Source organism: Streptomyces sp. NPDC039462, assembly GCF_055639375.1.
In genome coordinates this window covers 2324287-2349995 of record NZ_JBVKAO010000001.1, presented here as the reverse complement: position 1 = coordinate 2349995, position 25709 = coordinate 2324287, and the positions used below count along the sequence as shown (strand labels likewise).

The following is a 25709-nucleotide window of genomic DNA, read 5'->3' as shown; positions in this document are numbered from 1 at the left end:
GGGCGTCCAGGAGGTGCCCGACTACCTGCCGCCGGACCATCGCGTGCCCGCCGGGAACCCTAACCAACCCGCCACCCTGGCCGGGCAGTTGCACGCCACGCGATCGGAAACCACAAACGGCTCCGGTGGGCGCACAGTCAGGCCTCAGCGCTTTCTTGAGCGATCGATCCAGATAAGTTACGGTGGGGCCATGGCAAGGACCCGGGAGTTCGACACTGAGGCGGCGGTGAGCCGCGCCATGGAACTGTTCTGGACGCGTGGCTACGAGGCGACCTCGGTGCGCGACCTGACTCAGCACCTGGGGATCGGACAAGGCTCCTTGTACGCGGCATTTGGCGACAAGGACGGCCTGTACAGAGCCGCACTGGAGCACTACCGCACCACACTCGCGGCGGCCGCCCTGCGCAGCCTGGAGGAGGGGGCGGATGCCCGCTCGGCGATCCGTACGCTACTGACGGAGCGGGTCCGCATCGCCGTCGAGCACGACGGCCAGGGCTGCCTGGTGGTCAATGCCGCCTGCGAGCGCCTGCCGAAGGACCCGTCGATCCGGCGCATCGTGCGGGACACGCAGGACGCCAGCCGGGACGCGCTCGCCGAGGTGCTGCGGGTCGCGGCGGAGCGGGGTGAGATTGCGGCGCGGCATGACCCGCACACTCTCGCCGCCTTCCTCATCACCTTCCTCAACGGACTGCTGGTCTCCTCGAAGATCACGCCGGATTTCCAGGGCCTGGAACCCCTCGTGGAGGTCGCGCTGGCCGCCCTCGACTGACTTTTTCATGGCCAAAATCTGTATCGGGTGATCCAGAAAAGGCGCTGGAGCCGCAGGAGTGGGAGCTGCAGGGCCCTTCCGCTGCTCGGACAACCTCGTATGCCACCGGACCGAGCCACCTGACGACTCTCGTCGACCCGACCCTCCGCACGCCCACTGCCACGCGCACCGCGAAGCACAGCAGAAAGGTTGGAAAACATGATGCTCGATCATGAAGGAACGCCTGTTCGCACGGGCCGTGCCGCCGTCAACGGCACGAGTCTGCACTACCGCACGGCCGGATCCGGCCCCGCCGTGGTGCTGCTGCACGGCGTGCCCAAGACGAGCTACCACTGGCGCCACCTCGTCCCGAAGCTGACGCCCCACTACACCGTCGTCGTGCCGGACCTTCGCGGTCTCGGCGACTCCGCCCGCCCCTCAGAGGGCTATGACTCCGCGACGATGGGCGACGACATCGCCGAGTTGATGACCCACCTCGGACACGAGACATACGCCGTGGTGGGCGAGGACTGGGGAGCGGTGATCGGCTACCAGCTCGCCGCACGCCACCGCGACCACGTCACGGCTCTCGTGTTCGCCGAGGCGCTGTTCCCCGGATTCGGCTTCGAAGACCACACGGCCCTCACCCCCGAGAACGTCTCCAGCGGCATGCACCTGTGGCATCTGGGCTTCTACTTCCAGCCGGACATACCCGAGATGCTGATCGCCGGGCACGAGCGCGAACTGATCACCTACATGATCAAGAACGAGCGCAGCCACCCCGACACCGCCACCCCCGACACGGTCGACGAATACGTGCGCTGCTACTCCATGCCGGGCGGCATCCGCGCGATGCTCTCGATCTACAGGGCGATGCTCGTCGACGCCGAACAGAATCGGCAGGCCGCACAGAAAAAGCTGGACATCCCGGTCCTGGCGCTCGGCGGATTCGCGTTCATCGGCGACCGCAACGAGTCCCAGATGCGGCGCATGGCCCACGACGTCACCGGCCACGTCTTCGACGCCGGCCACGACTTGGCGGAAGAAGTACCCGACGAGATGGCCGCCGTCCTCCTGCCGTTCCTGGAGGCACACCTGTAACCGACACCCACCACCGAGGCCGACGACCCCAGCCCGGAGCCCCCCCCCCGCGCAACCACGGCGCCCACGCAGCTCGTTCACGGGGTGCCCTTCTTTTCGGTACGGCGATTGATGACGGCCAGTCGTACGCTGTACGCCAAGGAGACGACGGCCAGGGTGGGGAGGACCGCCAGGGTGGGATTCACCCAGGCCGGGACCAGGTCGTAACCCGCGTGGCATTTTTCGTGCAGCGGGTACCACTGTCCCAATTCACGGAAGTGTTCCCCGCGGTACGCCGAGTCGTAGGCCTGGCCTGCGCTGTGGCATTCCTCTTCCGTGTCCAGCCCACCGGCCAAGGCGCCGATGAGGTAGGTGATCCCGGCCCCCAGCAAAAGGAACACGGCAGTCACGGCGAACCAGACGGGACTGCTCCGCCAACTTCCGGCAAACAGTGGGTAACACCAGAGCCCAATCAGGACAGGCACAAGGATCAAGATGATGCTCATGGAGTAACCCTGCCCGTTCCTCCCTGCCCTTGGCCCCCGCCGCCCGCTTCGCGGCCTGCCCGCTGGTGAGCGGCAAGGTTCTCCTTGTATCGGGCAGTCTTGCGGTTCCCCAAGCCGATGAGGGCGAGTTGGCGGTCCCGTGAATCCCTGGCAGAACTCGGTGAGCTTTTCCTCGCCGGGGGCCTGGTGGCCACCTGGCGGCCAGCCCCCGGCCGGGCCCGCCGCGCGTCGCGGCCAGTACTGGCCCCTCGCATGGACAACGTTGAACTGAGCGACGCAGTAGCGGACTTAGCGGGTCTCGTCGGTCGCGTCGAGGAGAACGGGGAGCGGGTGTGCGTCATCGACGGCTGCAAGCCGACGAGTGTGCTCCTGCCCGCGGCGGAGCTCGCCGAGCTGGAACACTTCGCCCAACGGGCCCCAGGTGGCACACGGCACCGGCCCAGATCCGGTGCGGGACAGGGGCACCCGTTCGGCCCGGACCAGCAGGGCCCGTACATCCGGTGCGTGCACGCCGACGGCGGGCGGATGACCTTCGTGCGGAACACGGAACTCGTGTTCATCAAGGGACCCACCGCCGAGGACGTCGCCGACGGGCTGCTGCTCCATCAGGTCGAGGAGCGGGACGCACGGGAGGGCACCGACGACCTCACCCGCGTGCTGGCCTTCGGGGAGGAGAACGGCTGGACGTGGCGGGGCTACCACGACTTCGACCCTGCCTTCTCGCGCTCCCTCGACCCGCCTCCCGAGCAGCAGGTCACGCTCAGCGCGACCATGGCCAAAGCCACCTACGACTTCAGCTACTTCAAGGATGGGGTTATCGGCGCGTATGCGGTTTTTGATACGCGGACGATATGTTCCCGCTCGTAACATCGAGGGCATGCGTGTGTTGATCGTCGAGGACGAGCCCTATATGGCGGAATCCATCCGCGATGGCCTGCGCCTGGATGCAATCGCCGGTGACGAGATCGTCAAACGCATCGTCGCCTCGGGCAGCGACATGCCGATCCTCATGCTGACCGCTGCCGACCGGCTCGACGACAAGGCATCCGGCTTCGAGCTCGGTGCCGACGACCACCTCACAAAACTGTTTGAACTGCGGGAACTCGTCCTCAGGCTCCTGGCGCTCGACCACAGGCGTGCCCGTAGCCGACCTCCGGTGCGTGAGATCGTGGGGCTGCGGTTGGATCCGTTCCGCCGCGAGGTGTACCGGGACGGCCGCTACGTCGCGCTGACGCGCAAGCAGCTCGGCGAGCCCCGGATCATCGCCACCGTGCCTGGCGTCGGCTATCGCATCGGAGGCGACAGTGGATAGATCCCCCGGCTTCAGCGTCCGCCTCAAGCTCACCCTCAGCTACGCCGGATTTCTCATGCTCGCCGGCGCCCTACTGCTCGCCGCCGTGAGCTGGTGGCTCCTGCGGGAGGGGTGGTTGCAAACCAACGAAGAGGGCGCATGGAGAGCAACTCCGGGCACCACTTTCGTGCGCGGATTCACTCCCATCGCGGCCGCGGTCATGGTGTTCCTCCTGGTGTTCGGCCTCCTCGGAGGATGGGTCCTCGCCGGCCGTATGCTCGCTCCCCTGACCCGCATTACGGACGCCACCCGCACCGCCGCGACCGGGGCGCTTTCGCACCGCATCCGGCTGCCGGGACGCCAGGACGAGTTCCGCGAACTGGCCGATGCCTTCGACGCCATGCTCGAACGGCTTGAAGCACACATCGCCGAGCAGCAGAGATTCGCAGCCAACGCCTCGCACGAACTACGCACCCCACTGGCAATCTCGAAGTCACTTCTCGACGTGGCCCGCACCGATCCATCACACGACACCGGCGAAGTCCTCGACCGCCTCCAAGCTGTCAATACCCGAGCGATCGACCTCACTGAAGCCTTGCTCTTGCTCAGCCGAGCCGGCCAGCGGTCCTTTACCCGAGAACAGGTTGACCTGTCCCTCATGGCGGAAGAAGTCACCGAAACGCTGCTCCCCCTCGCAGAAAAGAACGGCGTCACCATCGAGACCCGCGGCGACATCACGCCCACGAACGGATCGCCGGCGCTCCTGCTGCAACTGACCATGAACCTCGTGCACAACGCGATCGTCCACAATCTGGCCGGCCAGGGCATGGTGTGGGTCACTACCAGCGCCCACCCCGGCACCGTGATGCTCACGGTCGAAAACACCGGCAAGAAACTGACTCCACGCCTGGTCTCGACGTTCACCGAGCCATTCCAAAGGGGCACCGAGCGCATCCACGCCGACCAGGCGGGCGTCGGCCTCGGCTTGGCCATCGTCACCACCATCGCTCGCGCACACGACGGCACCGTCACCCTCACCCCGCGCGACACCGGCGGCCTGCTCGTCACGGTGCAACTGCCCGCGGGTACGCACCCGCAGACGTGATATGGCCCCGATCCCCTGCTGAACGGATCACACCAGCGCCGCCATGTGCCCAGTCCTGCTCGACGGCCGCGCCTGGGCGGCCATGCGGGCCGACAACGTATCGGCAGCGTATCGAAAACCGCATACGTGCCAGCAACACCCTGTTTCCTTGAATGGAGACATGACCTACAGCGAACCAGTGGGAATCACCGCTTTCGAATGCGGGTGGGACGAAGCCGCACGGTTCCGGGAGCTGGCGCCCCGATTCGGAGTGACGCCGACGATCACAGAATCCGCGGTGTCGGAGGGGACCGCACATCTGGCATCCGGAAACCGGTGCGTCAGCGTCGGACACAAGACCCGGATCACCCCGGCGACACTTCGTGCGCTGAGCCGAGTCGGCGTCTCCTACATCTCAACGAGAAGCATCGGGTACGACCACATAGACGTGGATTACGCGGGCCGCGTCGGTATTTCCGTCGGGAACGTCTGCTACTCCCCCGACAGCGTCGCCGACTACACGGTGATGATGCTGCTGATGGCGGTGCGTCACGCCAAGTCCACCGTCCGCCGCGCGGACGTGCACGACTACCGGCTGCACGACGTACGAGGGAAAGAGCTGCGCGACCTGACCGTCGGCGTGGTCGGCACGGGGCGCATCGGCACGGCCGTCATGGAGAGGCTCCGCGCCTTCGGATGCCGGATTTTGGCGTACGGAAATCGTGCCGGTGAATCCGGCGACCCCGGCGACTCCGGTGACTCCGGTGACTCCGGCGACGAGGTGTCGCTCGATGAACTGCTGAGGTCGAGTGACGTCGTCACGCTCCATGCGCCGCTCACCGCCGAGACGCACCACCTTCTCGACCGTGAGCGCATCCAGCGGATGAAACCCGGCGCGTTCGTGGTCAACACCGGGCGCGGTGCCCTCATCGACACGATCGCGCTGGTCGCGGCGCTGGAGGACGGTCGTCTGGGTGGTGTCGCCCTCGATGTCGTCGAGGGCGAGGAAGGGGTGTTCTACGCCGACCGGCGGAACGCGCCCATCGACAGCAAGTCACTGCTGCGGCTGCAGGAAATGCCGAATGCGTTCATCAGTCCGCACATCGCGTATTACACGGACCGCGCTCTGAGCGACACGGTCGAGAACTCGATCATCAACTGCCTGGAATTCGAAAGCAGGAATCAGCATGCCTAAGGCCAAGCTTCAGGTCGGAATCCTCTTCGGAGGCTGCTCGGAGGAACACCCCATCTCCGTCAAGTCCGCGCAGGAGATCGCGCGGAACCTTGACCCGGACAAGTACGAGCCGTACTTCATCGGGATCACGCGCGACGGCGCCTGGAAGCTCTGCGGGGGCCCCGCCGCGGACTGGGAGAGCGGCGCACACCGGCCCGCCGTGCTGTCCCCGGACCGCGACGTGCGTGGACTGCTCGTCTTCGATCAGGGGAAGTACGAGACGATCGGTCTGGATGTCGTGGTGCCCGTCCTGCACGGCAAGCTCGGGGAGGACGGCGCGATCCAGGGCCTGCTCGAGCTGTCCGGAATCCCGTACGTGGGCTGCGATGTCCAGAGTTCGGCGTTGGGCATGGACAAGTCCCTCGCCTATGCCGTCGCCGCCGGCGCCGGAATCGCCACGCCGAATTTCTGGACGGTCGCGGCGGGCGAGGACATCGACGCCGACCGGCTCACCTATCCCGTCTTCGTGAAGCCGGCCCGCTCGGGATCGTCCTTCGGGGTCAGCAAGGTGGTGAATGCGCAAGAACTGCCGGCCGCGCTGGACGTCGCCCGGCGCTATGACACGAAAGTCCTGGTCGAGGAGGCGGTCGTCGGCAGTGAGGTCGGCTGCGCAATCCTGGGCGGCGGAACGGACCTGACCGCGGGAGAAGTCGACCGCATCGCCCTGTCCCACGGATTCTTCCGGATCCACCAGGAGGACGAACCCGAGAGCGGCTCCGACAATTCGACGCCGATCGTCCCCGCCGACATGCCGGCTGAATCCCGGGCACGCGTCCAGGAAGTGGCAAAGGCCGTCTACCGCGCCCTGGGCTGCAGCGGACTCGCCCGCGTGGACCTGTTCCTCCAGGACGACGGACAGGTCGTTCTCAACGAGGTCAACACCTTCCCCGGCATGACCTCGTACAGCCGTTATCCGAGGATGATGGCCGCCGCCGGCGTCCCGCTGTCCGAAGTGATGGACCGCCTGGTGACCGGGGCGCTCGCTCTGCCGCTGCCCCTGCCCCTGACTCCGACGGAGCCGGCCGATGCGTAACGACTTCGTCTTCATAGACGAGTACATGGCCGGGGTCCGCTGGGACGCCAAGTACGCCACCTGGGACAACTTCACGGGCAGACCGGTCGACGGATACCTGGCCAATCGCATCGTCGGCACCAGGGCCCTGTGCGCGGCGTTGCAGAGCGCGCGAGAAGAGGCGGCCTCGCACGGATTCGGCCTGCTTCTCTGGGACGGCTACCGCCCGCAACGCGCCGTGAACTCCTTCCTGCGCTGGTCCAGGCAGCCGGAGGACGGCCGCACCAAGCACCGCCACTACCCCCATATCGACCGGCCCGAGATGTTCGAGAGCGGATATGTGGCGGCCAAGTCGGGCCACAGCCGCGGCAGTACCGTCGATCTGACGCTGTACCACCTGGAAAGCGGCGACCTCGCCGCCATGGGTGGTGACCACGATCTGATGGACTCGGTCTCGCACCACGGAGCGGAAGGAATCTCGCAGGCCGCGGCGGACAACCGCAGGCGTCTTCGCTCCATCATGGAGACCAGCGGCTTCAGCTCCTACGCCTGCGAATGGTGGCATTACACGCTCAAGGACGAGCCCTACCCGGACACCTATTTCGACTTTCCCATCACACAGGTGAGTCTGGGATGAATACGCCAAGGCTCCGGCGGGTCCGGCCGGAGCTTCGGCCCGTCCCTGGACGCCGAGCGCGAGGGCGAGCCCCCCACCAGGGGCCCACCACGTATCGCCGACGTATCGAGAACCGCATACGCGCCGGCAACACCCCGCCGCCTTCACTGGATCCATGAGTCAGAGCCATCCGTCCCCCTCCCCGCACCCCCTCTCCCTCGCCGAGATCGCCACGCTCGTCGGCGGCCGGGTCACAGGTGACGCGACCGTCACCGTGAGTGCGCCGGCCGTACTCGACAGCCGGCACGGCGAACCAGGCGGTCTCTTCGTCGCCATGGCCGGTGAGCGCGTCGACGGCCACGACTACGCCGGCCGCACCCGCGCGACCGCCGTGCTCGGCTCGCGGCCGACACCGCTCCCCACCGTCGTCGTCGACGACGTACCGGCCGCACTGCAGACACTCGCCGCCCACGCCGTGGCCCGGCTGCGCGAACGGCTGACCGTCGTCGCGGTGACGGGCTCGCAGGGCAAGACCAGCACCAAGGACCTGCTGTCCGTGGTCCTTTCGGGCGCAGGGCCGACCGTCGCCACACACGGTTCGTACAACAACGAACTCGGCGTGCCTCTGACCATGCTGCGCGCCGACGCGCACACCCGCTTCCTCGCACTCGAAATGGGCGCCCGCCACCTCGGCGACATAGCCCGCCTCACCGGCCTTGTCGCACCCGACATCGCGGTCGTGCTCAACGTCGGCCAAGCCCACATCGGGGAGTTCGGCTCACGCGCGGCCATCGCACGGACCAAGGGCGAACTCGTGCGCGGCCTCGCTCCCGACGGCATCGCCGTCCTCAACGCCGACGACCCCCGCGTCGTCGCGATGCGCGCGCTGACCGACGGGCCGGTCCTGACCTTCGGCCGCGCCGAACACGCCGACGTGCGTGTCCAGGACCTGGCCCTCGACCACCTGGGCCGGGCGGCCTTCACCCTGCGCGCCTACGGCGCCTCGGCCCGTGTCGCGCTGCCACTCGTGGGCGCCCACCAGGCACTCAACGCGGCGGCCGCCGCCGCGGCGGGACTCGCGGCCGGCATCCCCCTGGTCACCTCCGCGGCGGCCCTCAGCACCGCCTCACTGTCCAGGTGGCGCCTGGAGCTCCGCACCCTGGCCTGCGGCGCGATCCTGCTCAACGACTCCTACAACGCCAACCCCGACTCCACCCGAGCCGCCCTGGACACGCTCGCAGCCATCGCAGGCCGCCGCCGTATCGCCGTACTCGGCGCGATGCTCGAACTCGGCACCCACAGCGAGGCCGAACACCGAGCGGTGGGCGCATGCGCGGCCGCTCGCGCCGACCTGGTGGCCGTCGTCGGCGGAACAGCCCGTCCCGTCGCCGACGCCGCGGGAAAGCGGGCGATCGCACTCACTGACAACCAAGCGGCCGTCGACTGGCTGCGCGAGCACCTCACCGACGGCGACATCGTCCTCGTCAAAGCATCGCGCGGCGCCCGCCTCGACGAGGTGGCCGCCGCACTCGGGTAACCGCTCGGCGCGGGCTCAGCGCTCGCGCCGCCGCATGTACAGGTCGAACGCGCGGTAGACCAGCGGTCGCAGCGGCAGGTCCCACTCCCCGACGTACCGCACCGCCCGCCCGCCGGTGCCGACCTTGAACCGGATGAGGCCCACATGGGGATCGGCGGCGTCGAGCGTCGGCGTGATGCCCCGCAGGTCGTACACGTCGCAGCCCGCCGCCATGGCGTCACGGATCATCGCCCACTGGCACGCGTTGGAGCCCCGCACCTCGCGCTTGGCCGTCGACGAGGCGCCGTACACATACCAGGCGTGCGCGCCCACCCGCACCAGGATCGTGGCGGCCACCAACTCGCCTTCGTGGCACGCCAGATAGAGCGCGATCCGCCCGGGATCCTCGGCGCTCAGCTCCGCGAACATTGTCTCGAAGTACGCCGGCGGCCGCGGCCTGAACCCGTCGCGCGCGGCGGTGTGCACGTAGAGTTCGTGGAACGCCGCGAGGTCCGACGCGCCACCGACCATGACCTCGACCCCCGCCTGCGCGGCCTTCTTGATGTTGCGGCGCCACTGCTGGTTCATGCCCTTCAGGACGTCCTCCTCGGACCTTCCCACCAGCGGCACCTCGTACGTGAACTGCGGCTGCCCGGCGCCGAACCCGTCCTCGGGGCTCTGCGGCAGCCAGCCTGCCGCGCGGAGCCGTCGGCTCACCTCGACACCGACCGGATCGACGTGCCCGTCGGGGAGACTGGTGAGCCGCCGCACCCCCGGATCGGCCACGCCGTTCTTGACCTGCGCCGCATCCCAGGTGTGCGTCCGCACCGGCGGGCACAGCCGGATCGCGAACGCGCCGCGGGCCTTGAGATATGCCGCCAGCGGGTCGAGCCACGCACCGATGTCCCCCGACCAGTCGATGTCAGGACCCCACGGCAGATACGCAAGCGCGAACCGCGACAGCCCCGGCACCGGCCGGTGAAGGACAAGCCCCGCCCCCACAAGCCGCCCCCCGCCGAACCATCCGAGCGACTCACTGCGCCACTCCCTCTTAACCCGCCCCCACGCCGGAGTCTGCACAAAGTTCACCGACCGCCGCGCCCGCACGAAGGCCAAGTGCTCGGCGTCACTGATCGGCGCGACGGTCAGCGTCACAGGGAGGGACATGGGTGCTGGTTCGCGGTAGGACATGACGCCAGTCAAGTCGGCCTTGTGTTGCCGACGCGTATCCGCTTTTCGATACGCCGACGATACGCGCCGCCCAGGCGCTCCGCGCCCTCAACAGGGCAGGGTGCGCGACGCGAGCGTTGGGCTCTTCGAACAGGGCGCGGTCGTAGAGCCGGTGGTGCCACTCGTTGGCGTCCAGGGCCGGTTTGGTCTTGAGAACCGGGTGGGGGGCCGTCTCGATGAGGTGCAGGAGTGTCCAGGCGACCCCATAGCAGTCGTCGGGGCCGAAGCAGGTGACGAGGGCGGCCGCTTCCTGTTCTGTCACCGGCTTGCTGATCGATTCGAGCTGGGCGGCACGCCGATCCATCACCCACGCCGCAACGCTACCCCTGCCTACGGCCGGCTCCCCGGCGGGGCGCCACGCCCCCGTACAAATGCGATGAGGGTGCTCGGTGGGGGCTGAAGTGCCCGCCGAGCACCCTCGGTGACGACTACCCGGTCTGCTGGCGCAGTGGTCGGGTGTGAAGCGGGGTTACCAGTCGGACCCGCCGCCGCTACCGCCGCTGCCGCTGTCGTTCTCGTCGCTGCCGCCCTCGCCGTCGACGCTGGCGGTGGTCAGGACGTCCACCTCCATCTTGAACTTGTGGACGTTGTTCGGGTCCCAGGGCTTCAGGAGCACCATGACCTGGACCTCGGCCTTGCTGCCGTGGACGTCGTGGACGCGGGTCCGCAGGACCTTCTCGCAGGCGGGAAAGTCGTGCTTGTTGCCGTTGGCGTCGAGGTAGAGCATGCGGAAGCCCTGGATCGCGCACTGGATGATCGGGTCTCCCTGCTTGGTGCGGGAGATCGGTCCGGGGAGTGTGATCTCCCGGGACATGGTGACCGTGTTCCTGGCCGGGGCCGGCTCGTTCATCTGGAAGCGGGTGACCTCGAACGCGATGTTGCGGGGCGCCGCAACGGGCTGGTTGTTGTTGTTCACGGGACGCTGCTGAGGCATGTCAGGTTCCTTTTCTGGTTGGTGCATCCGCAGGTGCGGGTGCGGTGTTTCGGTGACCGGTCGGGTCACCAGGTCTGGGTGCGTTCGTCCCACACGGACGACAGGTGCAGGACGTTGCCGAACTTGTCGCCCAGGCGCAGAGAGGCCCGCAGGCCGCCCTTGTCGGTCAGGGCGCTGTAGTCGTAGTAGCGGGGGCCGCCCTCGCCGGAGCCGGTGGCGGTCACCTGGACGTCGGCCACCCGCCAGTCGTCCTGGTCGTCCTTCGGCTTGAACCGGAGGTAGGTCGGGAAGGCGTCGAGGTCGTCGGTCGTCAGCTGCGGGGACCGTGGGTCGTTGTCGCGGGGGTTCTCGACGTTGCTTCCCTCACCCAACACGAAACTCTCCGGGGTTCCGTCCGGTGAGGGTTGATGTGTGTCGTTGGGCTTGTCGAGGACGAATTCGCGCCCGCCGATCCCGAGGTATACGTAACCGTCGGTACCGGATCCGGGAGTTGAATGGGTCACGGTCTGCACTTCAAGCGACGTGATCAAGTCGCGCGGCATTACCCCTCCTTTACATACTGATGGGTGCGGGCGCTCGTAACGTGAGGGAGTGTCAGATCGGAAGCCGAAAGGCAGGCTTGAGTAGCCGCTGACTGGACACGACCGGGGAGAACCGCAGGACGTGCTCACGAAAGGCTGTGGGAACCGCGCTTCCAGGTGGGGGTGGCGCCCTTCAACCGACAGCGAGGGCACCGGGGGAAGACGGTCGGCAGGTTCTCTGCAGCTGCCATGCCCTGAGAGAACCCCAGAAAAAGTTTCGCTGGATGCGAACTTCTTTCACTCAGGTCATGCCCATCACAATCAAGATCACACGAATACCCACTCGTATCAGTGAACATGACTTGTGAATATGCCCAACCATGTTCACAGCCGCGTACACACGGGCATCACCGGGAAAAATCGCATCCCGGGGATCCTTTTGTGATATGGAAACCCAGTCCTCCGGCCTTCAGGAGACTCGTCCTCGAGCGCCCGCGACCAGCGCGGCCGGAAGCACGTCAACGGCGACGTCGGTGAATCCGACCTCGTCGAGGACCTTCACCCATACCTGAGCGGCGTCCGCCCGCAGCGGCAGGAGCTGCGGAACCAGACACCCTTCAAGGGCCGAGCCGAATCCCGCGTGCTGCGGCGACGGCGTCCAGAGCGTCGACGTGCCAGGTGTCGAAGTGCTTCGTCCCGTAGCAGAACGCCAGCACGTGCTCGTACGCCTCTTCGGTGCCGATCCGCAACAGGGCCTGTACGGCGGGCTCGTGGGCGCCGAACCAAGTGTCGGGGCCCAGGAGGGCCGTCAGGGGAGTGAGGTCCCGCGGCGAGCCGCGTTCGACGAGCGCGAGGGACGCCACCTCCCGGGTCGGGGTCGATCGGGACAACCGGCGCTCATCGGAGGCCGCGTACGTCGTCCCGTCCCTCCAGCCCGGCGGCGGCGCCGTGGCGAGTCGGAGCAGCGCCCCGATCGCCTCCGCCTCTGGGTGGGCGGCGAGCGCCCCGACGAGCCGGTGGCCCACGTCCTCGGGCAGGCCGTCCGCGTCGTCAGCGAGCCGGACGAGGACCGGCAGCGCCGGGCCGCCGATCTCCCGCAGTGCCCGCACGGCGGCACGCGCGAGGTCCGGCTCGGCGTCGGGCGTCACGAACTCCCCGAGCACGCGGGCGGCTTCCGGCACCGGGAACGCGCCCAGGGCCACGACCGCCCGTCGCCGCACCGCCTCGTGCGGCGACCGCGCGCAGACGAGCACCACCGGCAGCGTGTCCGGCACACCGATCGAACCGAGGGCCCGCACGGCGTGCGCCCGGAGGGTGCCGGGCTGCTCCTCGTCCGTGGCCAGGGCCGCGAGGGGCGGGGCGGCGGCCGCGTGCCGCAGGGCGCCGAGCGCGTCGGCGGCGGACGCGCGCACCCCGACCGGCGTCGTGTCGTCCGTCAGGGCTGACAGGAGCACCGGGGCCGCATCCGTGCGTCCGGCGAGGCCCAGCACGCGCGCCACGCTCCGCCGTCGGGCGACGGATTCGTCAGGGCGTGTGAACAGGTCCAGCAGCTCCGGCAGCGCCGGCCCCGGCAGCGCGGCGACGAGGTCCGCCACCGTGTCGCCGATGTGCGCGTCACCGAGCGCCGCAAGGAGCGCGCCGGCGGCCTCGGCCCCCGCGGACGCGGCGAGCGCCCCGGCGGCGGCCCGGCGCACGGCCGGTGCCGCCGCCTCGCGCAGATGGTGCGCGAGCAGGGCGTGGTGTTCGTCGGGGTCCGGTACGGCGAAGAGGCTGGGCTCCGCCGCGATGTGCGCGCAGACCGCCGCCACGGCGTGGGGCGGGCAGTCGGGGCCGGAGGGGTCCGCCGCGCCGCGAAGCACGTCCCACAGGTGGGCCCGGCCGTCCTCGGTCCTGGCGAGCAGGGCCGTCGCGAGGCGGGCCGTTTCGGGGTCCGGGTCGCGCTGGGAGGCGTGGAGGAGCCGCTCGGCGGCCGGGTGCCGGTGCGGGGGCGGCCACGCGGCGGCGGGCAGCGCGTGCAGCGCCTGGACCGCGGCGCGGCGCAGGTGCGTGTCTGAGGCAGGTGAGTGCGCGAGGACGAGCAGGGCGGAGGCGGCACGCGGGTCCCCGATGGCGCCGAGTGTGCGCACAACGCGTACCGCGAGATCCGGCAGATACCCCCATAACGCGGCCAGGAGAGGCGTCACGGCCTCCGAGGCCCGCAGCGCGGCAAGGGCCTCGAGCACCCGTACCGTCCAGTACCCCCGGCCGGACGGCAACCGCTCGCACAGGTCCACGAGACCGCGGACGACCTCTGGTCCACCGATGGCCAGCAGAGCTTCGCACGCCACCTTGTCCAGTTGCCGGCGGTTGTAGTCCGACTCGGCCAGGGTACTCAGCAGCAGCGGCACGGCCCGCTCCACGCGCAGCCTGCCCAGGGACGCCAGGGCGTGCCAGTGAAGTCCGGGGAGCGGCTCGTCCTCACGCGTGAGACAGAGGTGCAGTGTTCTGACGACTTCCGGCGTGGGTACCGCGCCGCCCAGCATCGCGGTGGCGTACACGGCGGCGTCATGGTTCTCGGACCACGTGGCCCGGCACAGCCCCGCCACGTCGCCCTCCATGCGCATGCGCATCACGTCGGAGATGGACACCGCCGGCTCCACTCAGGCCTCCTCGCCCTCGTGCACTTGGTCGGACATCGCCACGTACAGCGGTGTCCCGACGACGATCGTCAGCTCCTCGCCGTTCTCCCGTGTCACGGTGGAACGCATCAACTGCCGCGCCAGGAAGTCGCAGTACACCGGTGGCACCGTCAGCGTCTCGGCCGCGTGCAGCACGTCGTGGGCCACTCCTCCCCGGCTCGGCATCCGGCCACCGAGCGACCGCACGTTGAACTGGCTCTCCCACTCCGGAGGGGTGTCCTGGAGCAACCGGAAGAGCGACGGCAGCCCCGAGAAGCCGATCCGGCCCATCTCCGGCGGCGCCTCATAGCCCACCAGGTGGTGGGCGGAGCCGATGAGCGCGACCACGGTGTCGCCGTCGCGGCCCGTCATCAGCGTCGGCTTGTTCACCTCGCCGTATCCGGCGATGCGCAGCGCAAGGTCGCCCCGGAACCAGGCAGTTGGCTCTGTCATCCAGCCGACGTCGAACTCCCGCTCAAGGTAGGTCTCGACGATGTCCAGCCGGTCGTACGCGCTCGCTTCAGTACGTGGCGACTGTACGGCCAGGCTGAGGACCTTGAGGTCAACCTTCGCCTCGACGGCGAGGCGTTTCAGCAGCTTGGGCGGGATCTGCCCGTACAGCATGTCCACCTTGGCGGTGGAGAGGTAGACGTAGTACCTCATGTGCTGGCCAGGTGTTGGGCTTCTGGCCGGATGTGAACAGCCGATTGGGCTGCGGCCGTCTCCAGACGGGCGCAGCCCTGTTCTGTGCTGTCACTGGACTTGCACCACTGCAATGCCGCGCTCATTGCTCTCCTGGCAAACGGCCCAACGGGCCTTTGATTGCGTTGGGTTGAGGGCCTGGGTCCGCAGCATCGCATACTTGCGCTCCGGAATGGTCCCTTCGTCAGGGGGGTGATCGAGTTGGCGGAGCCGCTCTCCCCGGCTGCGCTGCGGGAGATCCGCGCATCGATGGCGGGGCTCTCCTCTCACCGCGACAAGAAGCGGCCCGGTTTCGTCGACGTCAACGTGACGGAGGTGTTGGTGGTGTGACCTGAAACGTTCGCCAGGTTGTTTGATCAGGCGAGAGCCGGTCGGCCGCCCAGCGGATGTCTTTCTCGCGGGTGTTGACGTCTCGACGCTACGCGGAGCCGTGTGGCACGACCTCAGCCGGTCGCCTGCCGCTTGCGCAAGGCATCACCGAGAGCTTTTCGGACCGGGGTGGGCAACGGCTCGCCCTCTGTCGTCGCGATCAACTCTTCCGCGACCGCGCGCAGTTTGGTGTTGGAGCGCTGCGACACCTCGACCAGGATCTCCCACGCCTCGTCGGCGGTGTGCGGGCCCAGCGTCATCAGCATGCCCCGCGCCTGGTCTATGGACGGGTGGGACTCCATGGCGCGATGGAGTTCGTTGACCTCCGTACGCAGCGCCTTGATCTCGGCGACCTCATCCGCACAGTCGTCGCCGGAGTCCTGCGGCTCAGCGTCGCGACGAGGATTCGGCGCCGATGTGTTGCGAGAGTCCGGTGAGGAATCCACCTGCTCTACCTCTCGTCTACTCGGGCTGCCTCTGTCGAGGCCGGCAGAACCGCTGATGAGCTGAGCATCCCAGATTTCTCGCGCCCATGGCCATACTTTTCGGTTCTGCGTATGCGGCAGCGCCGGTGGCTGTCTGTCCAACCGACCGGCGCCTACGTCGCACAGCGCTGTGCCTACGCAGCGAACGGGTAGCCACCTGCATTGATCTCAAACAGAGCCGGCCGCCAGAGCCCCGGCGGCGCTGCCCGCCGCGAGGATCACCGTGCCCGCCGCTCGCCGGGTCCCATCGGTCGGCTGCACCCCGTGCCCGCGGTCGCCCGACGTCGTCAGTGAGACACGGTCGCCGGGATGGTCTCGACACCGTGGCGGTGGGCGGCCGCGCCGAGAGCGGCGAGGCCGTGGCGCACGTCGATGCCGCCGCCCCCGACCGGGACAAGGACCAGGACCCCGAGCTGGAGCGGCTGCTCGCGCTCGGCGCCAAGCCCGCCGGCGTCGGCCAGACCGGCGTCGCCGAGAGCTGGCACGTGCTGACCGACCCGGAGGGCAACGAATTCCGCCTGCTGTGCGCCCGGATCCAGCCTGTCCGACGGGGGCCGAAGGATGTCACCGGGGCTCCCGCGAACTACGGCGCGGCGGGGTGGTGGTTCCTCATGGGCAGGTGTGGTGATACGGGGCTTCAGGGGCGAAGCGTTTCCACTCCTGGCGGGTGAGACTGCGGTTGACGGTGGCACACAGCTGCTCCGCGGTGCGTTCGGTATGGGTGTTCCACAGCACGGCTTTGCCGTCGACGGCTCCGGTGGCCAGCGTGGTGCCGTCGGGGCTGAAGGCGAGGGTGCGCACCTGACGGGTGTGGCCGGTGAGGGTGGCCAGGTGGTGGCGGGTGTCCGTCTGCCACAGGTCGACGGAGATGTCGGCACCGGCGGTGGCCAGGGTGCGCCCGTCAGGGCTGAACGCCACGGCCATGGCTGAGGAGTCACCGGTGAGGGTCGCCTTGCGAGTGCCGCGGGCGGTGTCCCAGAGGATGACTCTGCGGTCGAGACCGGCGGTGGCCAGGGTCCGGCCATCAGGGCTGAAGGCGACTGCCCGCAGTGATCCGGTGTGCCCGGTCAGGGTGAGCCGACGGACTCGCTTGGCCGCGTCCCATAGCGCGGTGGTGCCGTCGTGGCCTGCTGAGGCGAGGGTTCGGCCGTCGGGGCTGAAGGCCACCGCGTTGACGCCCCATTTCGCCTCTCCCCCGGACGGTTCGGCCCCGCTGGGCCGGGTCGGTCGTGTTCCCTGGCGGAGGGTGGCCAGAGCGATTCGCCGCACGGTGTCCCAGAGGATGACGGCGTCGTCGGAGCCCGCGGTGGCCACCGTACGACCATCGGGGCTGTAGGCGACGTCGGTGACGCGGTCCATGTGCCCGGTGAGCTTGGCAACGGGGCGGGCAGGGGCGCCCACGCGCCAGAGCACGAGCGCTCCGGGCCTCGGGGGATGCAAGGCTTCCCCGGTGGCGGTGGCCACCGTGTTCCCGTCCGGGCTGAAGGCGACCGACCCCACGTTCCCCGTCCTCCCGCCGTACGTGGTGGTGCGGATGCCCCGCCTCAAGTCCCACAGCACCGCGGTGCCGTCATCGCCGGCGGTGGCCAGGGTGCGGCCGTCCGGGCTGAAAGCGGTTCTGTTCAGGCGGTCGCTGTGGCCGGCCAGGGCGATCCGGGCCGGATCCCACAGCGTAATGGAACCGTTCTCACCCGCCGATGCCAGCAGGGGCCGGCGGCCGGGGGCGAAGGCCATGCTGTAGACGTTCGTGCCGTGTCCGGTCAGGGTGGCGGTGCGGGTGCGACGTATGGGGTCCCAGAGCATGACAGTCCTGTCGAGTCCCGCGGTGGCCAAGGTACGGCCGTCGGGGCTGAAGGCGAGGGCTCTGACGTCTCCGGTGTGGCCGGTGAGAGTGGCCCGGCGAGTGCCGCGGCCGACGTCCCACAGCAGTGCCCTGTGGTCGTCCCCGGCAGTGGCGACCGTGCGGCCGTCCGGGCTGAACGCGACGCTCATGGCGTGATCGGTGTGGCCGTTCAGGACCTTCCGCCGGGCGCCTGTCGCCGCGTCCCACAGCGCTGCCGTACGGTCCTCACTCGCCGTGGCAACAGTGCGGCCGTCGGGGCTGAACGCCACCGCGCCGATGCTTCCGGCATGGCCGCGAAGGGTGTGCCTGAGGGACCGGTCACTCAGGTCCCACAGAATCACGCTGCGATCCGCGCCGGCAGTCGCCAGCGTGCGGCCGTCGGGGCTGAACTCAAGGCTTCTGATGATGCCGGTGTGGCCCGCCAGGGTCGCTGTACGCCGGCGAGTGGCGACGTCCCAGAGCAGCACCTTCTTGTCGTCCCCCGCGGTGGCCAGCGTGCGGCCGTCGGGGCTGAACGCCACCGTTCGCAGCCAGGTGCCGTGGCCGCCGAGGACGGCCGTCCGCGTGCGGCGCCGGGGGTCCCACAGCATGATCTTCCGGTCGCGGCTGACGGAGGCGAGTGTGCCGTCGGGGCCGAACGCGACCTGGGAGACGGCGTCGGTGTGGCCGGTGAGTTCGGCCTGGTGGTACTGGTAGGTGGACATCGTCAGCAGCGCACCGCGTGCTTCGGGGGTGGGGGCTGTGTGGAAGGCCTCGACACTGAGCAATTTGGCCACGGAGGGCCGGGTCGGAGCCAGGCTGATCGCCTGCGCCGCGAGCTGGCGGGAGGTCGCCTGTAATCGGGCGTGCTCGGCTTCCCGACGCTGGTCGATTGCGAGCACGCCGACCCCTGTCGTCACCGCCAGGAGAACGGCGAGGCCGGCCGCGAGGAAGCGGATGTGTCGACTGCGGCGTGCGGCCGCGGCCCGCTCCTCGTCACGCGCCCCGATGCCGGCAGCCAGGAAGTCCCGCTCGGCGACGGTGAAGTCGTCTTGGCCGTGCGGTGTGCACAACTGCTCTTCGGCCGTGCTCAGCCGGGTGCCCCGGTACAGAGCCCCGGGGTCGCGTCCGAGTTCCTCCCACACGGCAGCGGCTTGGGTCAGGCGGCGGTGGGCCACCAGTCGCTCCCGGTCCTCCTCGACCCAGCGGCGCAGCCGCGGCCAGGAAGTGATGAGCGCTTCGTGGGCAAGGTCCACCAGGTCGTCGTCGAGGGTGATGAGGCGGGCTCGGGACAGGTGTTCCAGGATCGGCTCGGTCGCGAAGGGGTCACTGGTGTCCAGTTCCGTGCGGTGAACGGGGCGGCGGGTGTCAGGTGCGCCTTCGCCCGGAGTGATCAGGCGCAGCAGGATGCGGCGGGCCTGCGCGGCCTGACGGGAGGAGAGACCGCGGTAGAGGTCTTCGGCAGTCTGGGCGATGGCACCGTGGATGCCCCCTGCCGCCTCGTAGCCGTCCAGCGTCAGGGTGCGGCCGCGGCGCCGGCGCCAGGTTTCCAGCAGTACGTGCGACAGCAGCGGCAGTCCCCCGGGTTCCGATCCCGTTTCCTCGATCAGACGGGCCGTCAGCGCTCGCTCCACCACCAAGCCTTCGGCCGCCGCGGGTCTGATGATCACTTCCCGCAGTTCGGACGGTGACATCGGGCCGACCGGCAGACTCGCCTTCCCCAAGACCGTGGCCAGGCTCCCGTACTCCAGGCAGCGGGTATAGAAGTCGGCCCGCGCCCCCAGCACCACCCGCAGCCGACTGCCGGGATCCCGGGCAGACAGGACCAGACCGACGAACTCCTGCCGCTCCGCAGCATCCCGGCAGAGAGTGAACGCCTCCTCGAACTGGTCCACCACCAGCCAGGTCTCCCCCGCCCCCGGGGCGGGGACGAACAGCTTCCGATGCTCGTGCACCGGCCGGGGGCCGGGCGTGAAGATCCGGATGACCGCCGGACGCGAGCCCTCGTCCACGGCGGTCTGTAATCGGGAGACAAGCCCGGCCCGCAGCAGAGAGGACTTCCCGCTGCCCGAAGGGCCGAACACCGCCACGCACCGGTGCGCCCCCACCAGACGCAGGAGGTCCTCGATGAGCGTCTCGCGGCCGAAAAACCGTGCGCTGTCGCGCGCCTCGAAACGGGCGAGTCCCTTGTAGGGCGGATCGGCCGACTCCTCCTCCAGGACCGGTACTTGGGCGGCCTCCGTCCGCTGGGCCTCACGCCAGCGGTGCTCCCACTCGGTGGCATCACCGCCGCAAGCCTTCACATACGCCAGCACCACCGGCAGCGAGGGCAGTCGGTCTCCCGCGGCCGCCTGAGCGAGCGTGGCCACCGAGTAGCCGGCCTGCCGCGCCATCGCCCGATATGTGGGAGCACCCGCCTCCTGCCGCAACGTGCGCAACTCGTATGCGAACCGCTGCACCGGACCCGCCCCGGGATCCAGCGGCTTCTCACGACGCCCCATTACCCGCCCTCCACGACTGCAGCACTCCCACCCCAACACGCCCTCGTGCCGCCCCGTAACCCACCCTCAAGCCAACCGCTCCCCCTGTGCCCGCGCCCCTCCTTTTTTGTCCGGCGGCACCGAACCGGGCTGCCAGACAATCCCGCGGCCACTCAACTCGGAAGCAGCTGCGCACACGCCGGTCCCGGCGGCAGCTGCGGCTCCGCACCGCGACCCGCCGCCAGACATGCGGCGGTCGGCGTCTTCACCGGCAGGGCCCGCGTGTGCCGACTCCATCCATCAGAAAGGACCAAGCAATGTCCTTGTGGACCAAGAGTGCCGCTCTGGCCGCCGGCGCAACGCTCGGCACCGTCCTCGCGCTGTCGGCCACCCCGGCCTCGGCGGACGCCGCCGGAGGCGTCGTGCACGGCGTCGGGACGTGGCACGACGACTGGTCGGACGAAGGCCCCATCTCCGCCAACTCCTACGCCTACAGCAATACGGCCGCGATGTGGCAGGCGATCATGTGGGCCGACAAGTCCCTCAAACCCAACGGCAAGCCCATGGACCTCTCCGACATCGACTGCCGCTTCGGAGAACAGACCACCTACACCACCAAGCGGTGGCAGAACCGGTACGGCGGAAACCTCGAAGTCGACGGCATCGTGGGCCCGGCCACGCTGACCGAGGCCATCGACAAGGTCGATTGGAACGGTGGAGGCGAGTACGAGCTCGTGTACACGGGGACGTACGGCCCCTCGTGGACCGACGAGCGCACGGGGCGGTACGTGAGCTTCGTGCGGGCCGCCGACGGCCGCTGGGGCATGTACCTCGGCAATGAGCTCAAGACCCTCTGGTACAAGGACGCCACGTTCAGCCAGTGCACGTGACCTGGCAGGTGGGAGCGCCCTACGGCCACGGCGGTTTGCGAGGCGACCCCGGAGGCCGCCGGGACAAGGAGGAACGATGAGTATCAACAGGCGCCGCCTGCTCGGCGGTTCTCTCGCAGCAGCAGCCGCGGGCTCGCTCGGCCCGTTGGCCGGCCAGTCCCACGCAAGGGCTCACGTCCGGCCCGGCGCAGCCGACGGACCCGCCACCGACGCCGCCGGAGCCCAAGCCGCCTTCGACCTCGCCCTGCTGGACGTCAACCGCGACAGTGTCGACATCTTCAGCAGCGGCACCCAGTTCACCGACGCCGACCGCAAATGGGGGATCCAGTCTCGCGCAGGCGACGTCCTGGAGTGCCGGCCCCGGGTCATCCCCCACGAGAATCCCCTCCGGCTGGCGAGGTACCCGCACTGCGTCGAGTACCTCGACGGCACCGGCGCGTTCGTCGTGGCCGGTTCACGCGGCGTCATCCACCTCTTCGTGTCGGACGGCGTCCACCTGCGCTCCATAAGGCAGGTGGGCAGGCCGTATCCCCACCCCAAGGCGCACAGCGTCCTGTGGGACCCGACGATCCAGCGGCTGTGGGCATTCGGCGGCAAGGAACTCGTCCTCTATCGGGTCACCGGTCAGTACGCCGACACTCGGCTGGTCCGGGAGCGCACGTTCTGGGACAGGTTCGAGAACGGCCACGATCTGTGTAGGCACAACGGGTTGCCCGCCAGCCGCTGGCCGGGGCGGTCGGCAGGCGGGGCGCGGTGTGGGCAGCCGCGGCGTCCGCGCTGGAGGCCACACGGTCACGACCGGGCCACTGACAATGGCCTGCGTATGCGCCCACCGGGGCGGCGAACGGCTCCCCGGTTCCGCCGGGCGGTCACCGGCGCCGGAAAACGCCCTGCGGTGAGTGTGAGCGTCGCGGGGACGGGCAGGCGTCGGGTGCAGGGGTGACAACCTGACGGGCGCCGCCGATGGTCAGTGGGCGGCGCCACCTGTGAGCTGAGTGGCCGCTCCTTCGTGGGACAGGGAGCGGCCACTCACGCGGTTCACCCGGCTACCGGGCGTCGCATATCTGGTCACGTCGGGGCAGCTTGCCCGTGGCCAGGTAGTCGTTCACCTGCCCGTCCACGCAGGCGTTGCCGTAGTCACCATAGACACCGTGCTGGTTGGCCCCGGGCACGGTGATCAGCCGGGAGCGCGACCACTGCTTCCGCGCCTGCCGCGCCCCGGAGTAGGTGGTCCTGGTGTCACCCGTGGCGTTGACCAGCAGTGCGGGCACGTCGTTGTCGACCACGGTCGGCGCCTCGGCGGGGCGGTCCCAGAACTCGCACGCCGTGATGTTGTGCGTCAGGGGACTCGCGAAGGGAGCCGTGGCCCGGTCGGCCTGAATGTCGCGCCAGTAGCTCTCGGCCCCACGCCGGGTCGCGACATCCCCGCAGAGGATGGCCGCCTGCACACTGCCCTGGTGCGACCCGGCCTTGGTCGTCATCGACGCCAGCATCCCCGCCAGCCAGGGCTTCGGCGTCACGCGCTCACGGTCGGCCGCCCGCGCGAGGGTGCGGGTCGCGCTGGCCAGCTCGGCCCGGGCCGCGTCGAGATCGCTCCCGAGGCCCCCGAAGAAGACGACCGGCAGGAAGTGCTCGTCGACGCGGAACGTCCCGACCCGCAGGGGCTTCTCAGCCGCGGCCTCCTCGATCCGGCCCACCGTGGCCAGCACGGCCTTCGGGGTGCGGCCGAGGCCGTACGTCTCGTGGCGCGCCGCGGTCCAGGCCGCCCAGTCGCGCAGGGCCCGTTCATTGGCCGCGGTGGAGTCCTCCAGGAGCGTCTGGCTGTATCTGGCGGGGTCGATGACTCCGTCGAGCACCATGCGGTCGGTGCGGCCGGGGAAGAGCTCGGTGAAGACCTGGCCGAGGTAACTGCCGTAGGAGTAACCGAAGTACGAGATCCGTTTCTCGCCCAACGCGGCCCTGACGACATCCATGTCACGCGCGGTGTTACGGGTGGTGACGTACGGCAGCACATCACTGTTGGTGCGTCGGCACCGCTCGGCGAGGTCACGCCCACGGGTGACCGACCGCTTGAACCCCGCCCGGTCCCGGCCTGCGGAGAAGACCATCGAACCGACGTCCCAGCCGCAGTCCAACGGCGTGGAACGGCCGACGAACCGCGGATCCATGCCGATCAGGTCGAACTTCCCGGCGGTCTTCCCCATGAACCCGGCCATGCCGGGCGGCATTTCGAGGCTCGGCCCGCCGGGGCCGCCGTTGTTCAGCAGCATCGTGCCGACGCGGTGCGCGGGATCGGTGGCGCGCAGGCGGGAGATGGCGACGGTGATGGTCCGGCCGCCCGGGTCGGAGTAGTCGAGCGGCACGGTGATGTCGGCACACCGGGCACCCGCGGCGTCGAGCTTCTTGCCTACGGTGTCATCGGGGCCGAGAGCGCAGTCCTGCCAGTCGACAGCCTGATCGTAGAACCGGCCGAGAGGCCCGGCCGTGGACGAGGTCGAGGTCGTGGACGAAGCCGCGGCGGGCAGCGTCCCCGCTCCGACGGCCAGCATCGCCGCGGCGGCGACGGCGCCCCGTAAACACACGTTGATTCTCATGCACCGCACGCTAGGCGCGGCGCCACCTCCGGCTCACTGCGGTCCGCCCCCGAATCGCCCCTGGGGCCAGCCCCACCCCACACAGCTACCTCCCCAGCTCCGCTCGCACGGTCTGCCAGTGGAACCGGGCGTGACATTCACGGCCGTGGCCTGACCAGCCGCCGCGTCCCACTCACGCCGCGTAGGCCCTTGCTATGAGCTCCTCCACCAGAGCGCTCTTGGACGCCGAGTAGGCCGCCCTGCCCTCGCTGTCGGCTGTGAACCGCTGGGCCAAGGCCACCTTCAACGCGCTGTAGCGCTGGACTTCAGCGGGCCGCTCCCGTAGGTAGTCACGGAGTAGCACGTGATCAAGGTGGGGCTTTGTGCCCGCGACGACGCCGTACAGATGGTGTTCGAAACCTGCGGGTGGGCTTTGGAACGCCTCCCGTCCCTGTATCCCGAGGTCGCCTTCGTGCTGGTATCCCTGCCCCGCGAGCCGAAAGATCAACTCGGGCATGGCCGCTTCCTCGGACACCACGATATCGAGGTCGATGATCGGCTTGGCGGCACACCCCGGTACGGCCGTACTGCCGACGTGCTCGATGGACAAAGCCAGACCTGCGACATGAGGAGCCAGCAGCTGCCGCAGATCCTCGAACCGCTCGGGCCATTGGGGGTCATAGCCGCTGACCACGATCCTGTCCGTCATGTCGGCAGTCTCTCAGGGCGCCGGATCCCCATCGCATTCCTTGGAGATCTGGGCCAGCGTCTACCGAGCGGCTGCCGGGCGGCTGGTCACTCCATGCGGTGGGCGCTGAGTGCCGTCACCAGCGGGCAACAAGAGTCTCCCTTTTGCCCCGATTCCGGTAAAGCCATGTTGCGCCCGGCGCGACGGCCCCGGCCAGATAGCTGATGATGGGCTCCCGCTGTGTTGCGCTGTCCAGTTCGCCGAGCAGCTCCAAGGCATCGGGCAGGGGGAAGAAGGCGGCTTGTTCGATGTCGTCGTCCTGCGGAGCGAGGTCCCCCGACCACTGTTCGACCTCGAAGGCCGCGGCCAATGCCGAGGGGTGCTGCTCGGAGTCGACGTGCACAAGGAAAGCCGTCCGTGCCGGATCACCGATCAGCAGCCCGGTCTCCTCCTGAAGCTCGCGCCGGAGAGCTTCGTGCAGGAGCTCCCCGTCCTCGACTCCGCCACCGGGCAGCGACCAGAGCGGCGCGCCGTCGGCGCCGAGGCTCTCTCGCACGAGCAGAATCTCGTTGCCTCGCCGGATGATGCCGATGACCAACTGCACACGGGGTATGGCGGCCTTCGTATCTTCAGCTGTCATGCCGCTGACCGTACGTGATCGGCTTGACCACTCGCCGAGCCCAGGACGCTCACCAGTGACCGCTCACATCTGCTGTCCGTTCCAGGTTCTGGCCCAACTTTCTGTGGAGCTGTTGGGATCATGCCCGCATGGACTTCGACCTCGCCCCACCAATCGGCGTTGGCCCGTTGCGGATCGGTATGACTCGGCAATCGGCCAACGCGGCGCTGGACTCTCTCCGTGACCTCTGCACGGTCTCGGAGTCCGACCGGCCGGGTCAGCACATCTTCCGTCCCAGTGGACTGATGATCAGCATCCACTGCACGCGGGACATGCTCCAGGCCATCGAGCTCGGGAGGCCGTCGACTGAGACGGACCGCGTCATCTTCCAGGGCCTGGACGTGTTCGCGATCCCCGCCCTCGAACTGGTGCGACGCATGGGCGAGTACACCTCGATCGAGGCAGACCCCGACGACCCAGCGTCGTTCATCGCCTCTGACCTGCTCCTGAGCTTCTGGCGCCCGTTCGCGGCCGACGACGAGCCGGAGGAAGAGCAGGGCTACTTCTTCAGCTCGGTCCTGCTGGCACGGCCCGGCTACTACGACACCCCTGTACAGGCTGCGGACCGACTCCAGCAGAGCTCGTAACGGCC

The 25709-nt window shown here is 69.0% G+C and carries 25 protein-coding genes and 1 pseudogene; 14 read left to right on the top strand and 12 right to left on the bottom strand.

What is annotated here, in order from left to right:
• Nucleotides 1–190 precede the first annotated feature (190 nt).
• Together ACZ7LU_RS09650 and ACZ7LU_RS09645 are read left to right on the top strand one after the other, a co-directional pair.
• Nucleotides 191–769 carry a TetR/AcrR family transcriptional regulator gene (locus tag ACZ7LU_RS09650; protein ID WP_471916278.1) on the top strand — a complete coding sequence of 193 codons (579 nt, stop codon included), beginning with the start codon at nt 191–193 and terminating at the stop codon, nt 767–769.
• A 198-nt stretch (nt 770–967) separates the two neighbouring features.
• Nucleotides 968–1849 carry an alpha/beta fold hydrolase gene (locus ACZ7LU_RS09645; RefSeq protein ID WP_471916277.1) on the top strand — a complete coding sequence of 294 codons (882 nt, stop codon included), beginning with the start codon at nt 968–970 and terminating at the stop codon, nt 1847–1849.
• 77 nt (nt 1850–1926) lie between these two features.
• Here the strand turns inward: ACZ7LU_RS09645 and ACZ7LU_RS09640 are convergent, their stop codons facing one another.
• Nucleotides 1927–2334: a hypothetical protein gene (locus tag ACZ7LU_RS09640; RefSeq protein WP_471916276.1), complete on the bottom strand. Its 408-nt coding sequence runs from the start codon at nt 2332–2334 to the stop codon at nt 1927–1929.
• A 252-nt stretch (nt 2335–2586) separates the two neighbouring features.
• On the opposite strand from ACZ7LU_RS09640, the gene ACZ7LU_RS09635 reads away from it, so the two are divergent.
• The 7 genes from ACZ7LU_RS09635 to ACZ7LU_RS09605 all read left to right on the top strand — a co-directional run bounded on the left by ACZ7LU_RS09635 (nt 2587) and on the right by ACZ7LU_RS09605 (nt 9108).
• Nucleotides 2587–3201 (top strand): hypothetical protein, encoded by a 615-nt coding sequence (locus ACZ7LU_RS09635; protein WP_471916275.1) that lies wholly within the window; start codon nt 2587–2589, stop codon nt 3199–3201.
• Between the two features lie 10 nt (nt 3202–3211).
• On the top strand, nt 3212–3646 hold the full coding sequence (locus ACZ7LU_RS09630) for a response regulator (protein ID WP_471916274.1): 435 nt from the start codon (nt 3212–3214) through the stop codon (nt 3644–3646).
• Nucleotides 3639–4730, top strand: a complete 1092-nt coding sequence (locus ACZ7LU_RS09625; RefSeq protein ID WP_471916273.1) for a sensor histidine kinase — start codon at nt 3639–3641, stop codon at nt 4728–4730. The genes ACZ7LU_RS09630 and ACZ7LU_RS09625 overlap by 8 nt, the downstream gene beginning before the upstream one ends.
• Nucleotides 4731–4890: 160 nt before the next feature.
• Nucleotides 4891–5904, top strand: coding sequence for a D-isomer specific 2-hydroxyacid dehydrogenase family protein (locus ACZ7LU_RS09620; protein ID WP_471916519.1), 1014 nt, complete (start codon nt 4891–4893; stop codon nt 5902–5904).
• Entirely contained in the window at nt 5897–6976 is a 1080-nt protein-coding gene (gene vanA, locus ACZ7LU_RS09615) for a D-alanine--(R)-lactate ligase (RefSeq protein ID WP_471916272.1), read from the top strand. Before ACZ7LU_RS09620 ends, vanA begins: the two co-directional genes overlap by 8 nt.
• The gene (vanX, locus tag ACZ7LU_RS09610) at nt 6969–7592 is read left to right on the top strand and encodes a D-Ala-D-Ala dipeptidase VanX (protein WP_471916271.1); all 624 of its coding nucleotides are present in this window, start codon (nt 6969–6971) and stop codon (nt 7590–7592) included. The genes vanA and vanX overlap by 8 nt, the downstream gene beginning before the upstream one ends.
• A 154-nt stretch (nt 7593–7746) precedes the next feature.
• Nucleotides 7747–9108, top strand: a complete 1362-nt coding sequence (locus ACZ7LU_RS09605) for a UDP-N-acetylmuramoyl-tripeptide--D-alanyl-D-alanine ligase (protein WP_471916270.1) — start codon at nt 7747–7749, stop codon at nt 9106–9108.
• Between the two features lie 15 nt (nt 9109–9123).
• Here the strand turns inward: ACZ7LU_RS09605 and ACZ7LU_RS09600 are convergent, their stop codons facing one another.
• The 6 genes from ACZ7LU_RS09600 to ACZ7LU_RS09575 form a co-directional block, all read right to left on the bottom strand.
• On the bottom strand, nt 9124–10278 hold the full coding sequence (locus ACZ7LU_RS09600; protein WP_471916269.1) for a lipid II:glycine glycyltransferase FemX: 1155 nt from the start codon (nt 10276–10278) through the stop codon (nt 9124–9126).
• On the bottom strand, nt 10214–10624 hold the full coding sequence (locus ACZ7LU_RS09595; RefSeq protein WP_471916268.1) for a hypothetical protein: 411 nt from the start codon (nt 10622–10624) through the stop codon (nt 10214–10216). Before ACZ7LU_RS09595 ends, ACZ7LU_RS09600 begins: the two co-directional genes overlap by 65 nt.
• Before the next feature lie 162 nt (nt 10625–10786).
• Nucleotides 10787–11251, bottom strand: coding sequence for a hypothetical protein (locus ACZ7LU_RS09590; protein WP_398304578.1), 465 nt, complete (start codon nt 11249–11251; stop codon nt 10787–10789).
• 65 nt (nt 11252–11316) lie between these two features.
• Complete coding sequence (locus tag ACZ7LU_RS09585) at nt 11317–11793, bottom strand: hypothetical protein (protein ID WP_471916267.1); 477 nt, start codon at nt 11791–11793, stop codon at nt 11317–11319.
• 596 nt (nt 11794–12389) lie between these two features.
• Entirely contained in the window at nt 12390–14399 is a 2010-nt protein-coding gene (locus tag ACZ7LU_RS09580) for a HEAT repeat domain-containing protein (RefSeq protein ID WP_471916266.1), read from the bottom strand.
• Between the two features lie 12 nt (nt 14400–14411).
• A complete protein-coding gene (locus ACZ7LU_RS09575; protein WP_470976790.1) occupies nt 14412–15092 on the bottom strand; it encodes a DUF7019 family protein in 681 nt (226 codons plus the stop codon).
• Nucleotides 15093–15323: 231 nt separating this feature from the next.
• Between ACZ7LU_RS09575 and ACZ7LU_RS09570 the strand changes: the two genes are divergently transcribed.
• Nucleotides 15324–15461, top strand: a complete 138-nt coding sequence (locus ACZ7LU_RS09570; RefSeq protein ID WP_470976793.1) for a hypothetical protein — start codon at nt 15324–15326, stop codon at nt 15459–15461.
• 113 nt (nt 15462–15574) lie between these two features.
• On the opposite strand, the gene ACZ7LU_RS09565 is transcribed toward ACZ7LU_RS09570, so the two are convergent.
• Nucleotides 15575–15946 carry an ANTAR domain-containing protein gene (locus ACZ7LU_RS09565; RefSeq protein WP_470976796.1) on the bottom strand — a complete coding sequence of 124 codons (372 nt, stop codon included), beginning with the start codon at nt 15944–15946 and terminating at the stop codon, nt 15575–15577.
• Nucleotides 15947–16272: 326 nt separating this feature from the next.
• Between ACZ7LU_RS09565 and ACZ7LU_RS09560 the strand changes: the two are divergent.
• A pseudogene (locus ACZ7LU_RS09560) lies at nt 16273–16530 on the top strand (VOC family protein); the annotation flags it as partial.
• Between the two features lie 64 nt (nt 16531–16594).
• Here the strand turns inward: ACZ7LU_RS09560 and ACZ7LU_RS09555 are convergent.
• Nucleotides 16595–20308: an nSTAND1 domain-containing NTPase gene (locus tag ACZ7LU_RS09555; RefSeq protein WP_471916265.1), complete on the bottom strand. Its 3714-nt coding sequence runs from the start codon at nt 20306–20308 to the stop codon at nt 16595–16597.
• A 296-nt stretch (nt 20309–20604) separates the two neighbouring features.
• Here ACZ7LU_RS09555 and ACZ7LU_RS09550 point away from each other — a divergent pair, with 296 nt between their 5' ends.
• Both ACZ7LU_RS09550 and ACZ7LU_RS09545 read left to right on the top strand, forming a co-directional pair.
• Nucleotides 20605–21177: a peptidoglycan-binding domain-containing protein gene (locus ACZ7LU_RS09550; RefSeq protein ID WP_471916264.1), complete on the top strand. Its 573-nt coding sequence runs from the start codon at nt 20605–20607 to the stop codon at nt 21175–21177.
• A gap of 76 nt (nt 21178–21253) precedes the next feature.
• Nucleotides 21254–22120, top strand: a complete 867-nt coding sequence (locus ACZ7LU_RS09545; RefSeq protein WP_471916263.1) for a twin-arginine translocation signal domain-containing protein — start codon at nt 21254–21256, stop codon at nt 22118–22120.
• Between the two features lie 103 nt (nt 22121–22223).
• Here the strand turns inward: ACZ7LU_RS09545 and ACZ7LU_RS09540 are convergent, their stop codons facing one another.
• The 3 genes from ACZ7LU_RS09540 to ACZ7LU_RS09530 form a co-directional block, all read right to left on the bottom strand.
• The gene (locus tag ACZ7LU_RS09540; protein ID WP_471916262.1) at nt 22224–23771 is read right to left on the bottom strand and encodes an alpha/beta fold hydrolase; all 1548 of its coding nucleotides are present in this window, start codon (nt 23769–23771) and stop codon (nt 22224–22226) included.
• A 172-nt stretch (nt 23772–23943) separates the two neighbouring features.
• Nucleotides 23944–24459: a GrpB family protein gene (locus tag ACZ7LU_RS09535; RefSeq protein ID WP_471916261.1), complete on the bottom strand. Its 516-nt coding sequence runs from the start codon at nt 24457–24459 to the stop codon at nt 23944–23946.
• Between the two features lie 115 nt (nt 24460–24574).
• Entirely contained in the window at nt 24575–25078 is a 504-nt protein-coding gene (locus tag ACZ7LU_RS09530; RefSeq protein ID WP_471916260.1) for an NUDIX hydrolase, read from the bottom strand.
• 284 nt (nt 25079–25362) lie between these two features.
• Between ACZ7LU_RS09530 and ACZ7LU_RS09525 the strand changes: the two genes are divergently transcribed.
• A complete protein-coding gene (locus ACZ7LU_RS09525; protein ID WP_471916259.1) occupies nt 25363–25704 on the top strand; it encodes a hypothetical protein in 342 nt (113 codons plus the stop codon).
• Nucleotides 25705–25709 lie beyond the last annotated feature (5 nt).

What these genes read in the sequence shown, in the direction of transcription:
- vanX (WP_471916271.1), top strand. Translation starts at nt 6,969, where the DNA reads ATGCGTAACGACTTCGTCTTCATAGACGAGTACATGGCCGGGGTCCGC.
- ACZ7LU_RS09590 (WP_398304578.1), bottom strand. Translation starts at nt 11,251, where the DNA reads ATGCCTCAGCAGCGTCCCGTGAACAACAACAACCAGCCCGTTGCGGCG.
- ACZ7LU_RS09605 (WP_471916270.1), top strand. Translation starts at nt 7,747, where the DNA reads ATGAGTCAGAGCCATCCGTCCCCCTCCCCGCACCCCCTCTCCCTCGCC.
- ACZ7LU_RS09575 (WP_470976790.1), bottom strand. Translation starts at nt 15,092, where the DNA reads ATGAGGTACTACGTCTACCTCTCCACCGCCAAGGTGGACATGCTGTAC.
- ACZ7LU_RS09555 (WP_471916265.1), bottom strand. Translation starts at nt 20,308, where the DNA reads ATGGGGCGTCGTGAGAAGCCGCTGGATCCCGGGGCGGGTCCGGTGCAG.
- ACZ7LU_RS09600 (WP_471916269.1), bottom strand. Translation starts at nt 10,278, where the DNA reads ATGTCCTACCGCGAACCAGCACCCATGTCCCTCCCTGTGACGCTGACC.
- ACZ7LU_RS09535 (WP_471916261.1), bottom strand. Translation starts at nt 24,459, where the DNA reads ATGACGGACAGGATCGTGGTCAGCGGCTATGACCCCCAATGGCCCGAG.
- ACZ7LU_RS09525 (WP_471916259.1), top strand. Translation starts at nt 25,363, where the DNA reads ATGATCAGCATCCACTGCACGCGGGACATGCTCCAGGCCATCGAGCTC.
- ACZ7LU_RS09585 (WP_471916267.1), bottom strand. Translation starts at nt 11,793, where the DNA reads ATGCCGCGCGACTTGATCACGTCGCTTGAAGTGCAGACCGTGACCCAT.
- ACZ7LU_RS09640 (WP_471916276.1), bottom strand. Translation starts at nt 2,334, where the DNA reads ATGAGCATCATCTTGATCCTTGTGCCTGTCCTGATTGGGCTCTGGTGT.
- ACZ7LU_RS09635 (WP_471916275.1), top strand. Translation starts at nt 2,587, where the DNA reads ATGGACAACGTTGAACTGAGCGACGCAGTAGCGGACTTAGCGGGTCTC.
- ACZ7LU_RS09530 (WP_471916260.1), bottom strand. Translation starts at nt 25,078, where the DNA reads ATGACAGCTGAAGATACGAAGGCCGCCATACCCCGTGTGCAGTTGGTC.
- ACZ7LU_RS09630 (WP_471916274.1), top strand. Translation starts at nt 3,212, where the DNA reads ATGCGTGTGTTGATCGTCGAGGACGAGCCCTATATGGCGGAATCCATC.
- vanA (WP_471916272.1), top strand. Translation starts at nt 5,897, where the DNA reads ATGCCTAAGGCCAAGCTTCAGGTCGGAATCCTCTTCGGAGGCTGCTCG.
- ACZ7LU_RS09550 (WP_471916264.1), top strand. Translation starts at nt 20,605, where the DNA reads ATGTCCTTGTGGACCAAGAGTGCCGCTCTGGCCGCCGGCGCAACGCTC.
- ACZ7LU_RS09620 (WP_471916519.1), top strand. Translation starts at nt 4,891, where the DNA reads ATGACCTACAGCGAACCAGTGGGAATCACCGCTTTCGAATGCGGGTGG.
- ACZ7LU_RS09545 (WP_471916263.1), top strand. Translation starts at nt 21,254, where the DNA reads ATGAGTATCAACAGGCGCCGCCTGCTCGGCGGTTCTCTCGCAGCAGCA.
- ACZ7LU_RS09645 (WP_471916277.1), top strand. Translation starts at nt 968, where the DNA reads ATGATGCTCGATCATGAAGGAACGCCTGTTCGCACGGGCCGTGCCGCC.
- ACZ7LU_RS09650 (WP_471916278.1), top strand. Translation starts at nt 191, where the DNA reads ATGGCAAGGACCCGGGAGTTCGACACTGAGGCGGCGGTGAGCCGCGCC.
- ACZ7LU_RS09540 (WP_471916262.1), bottom strand. Translation starts at nt 23,771, where the DNA reads ATGAGAATCAACGTGTGTTTACGGGGCGCCGTCGCCGCCGCGGCGATG.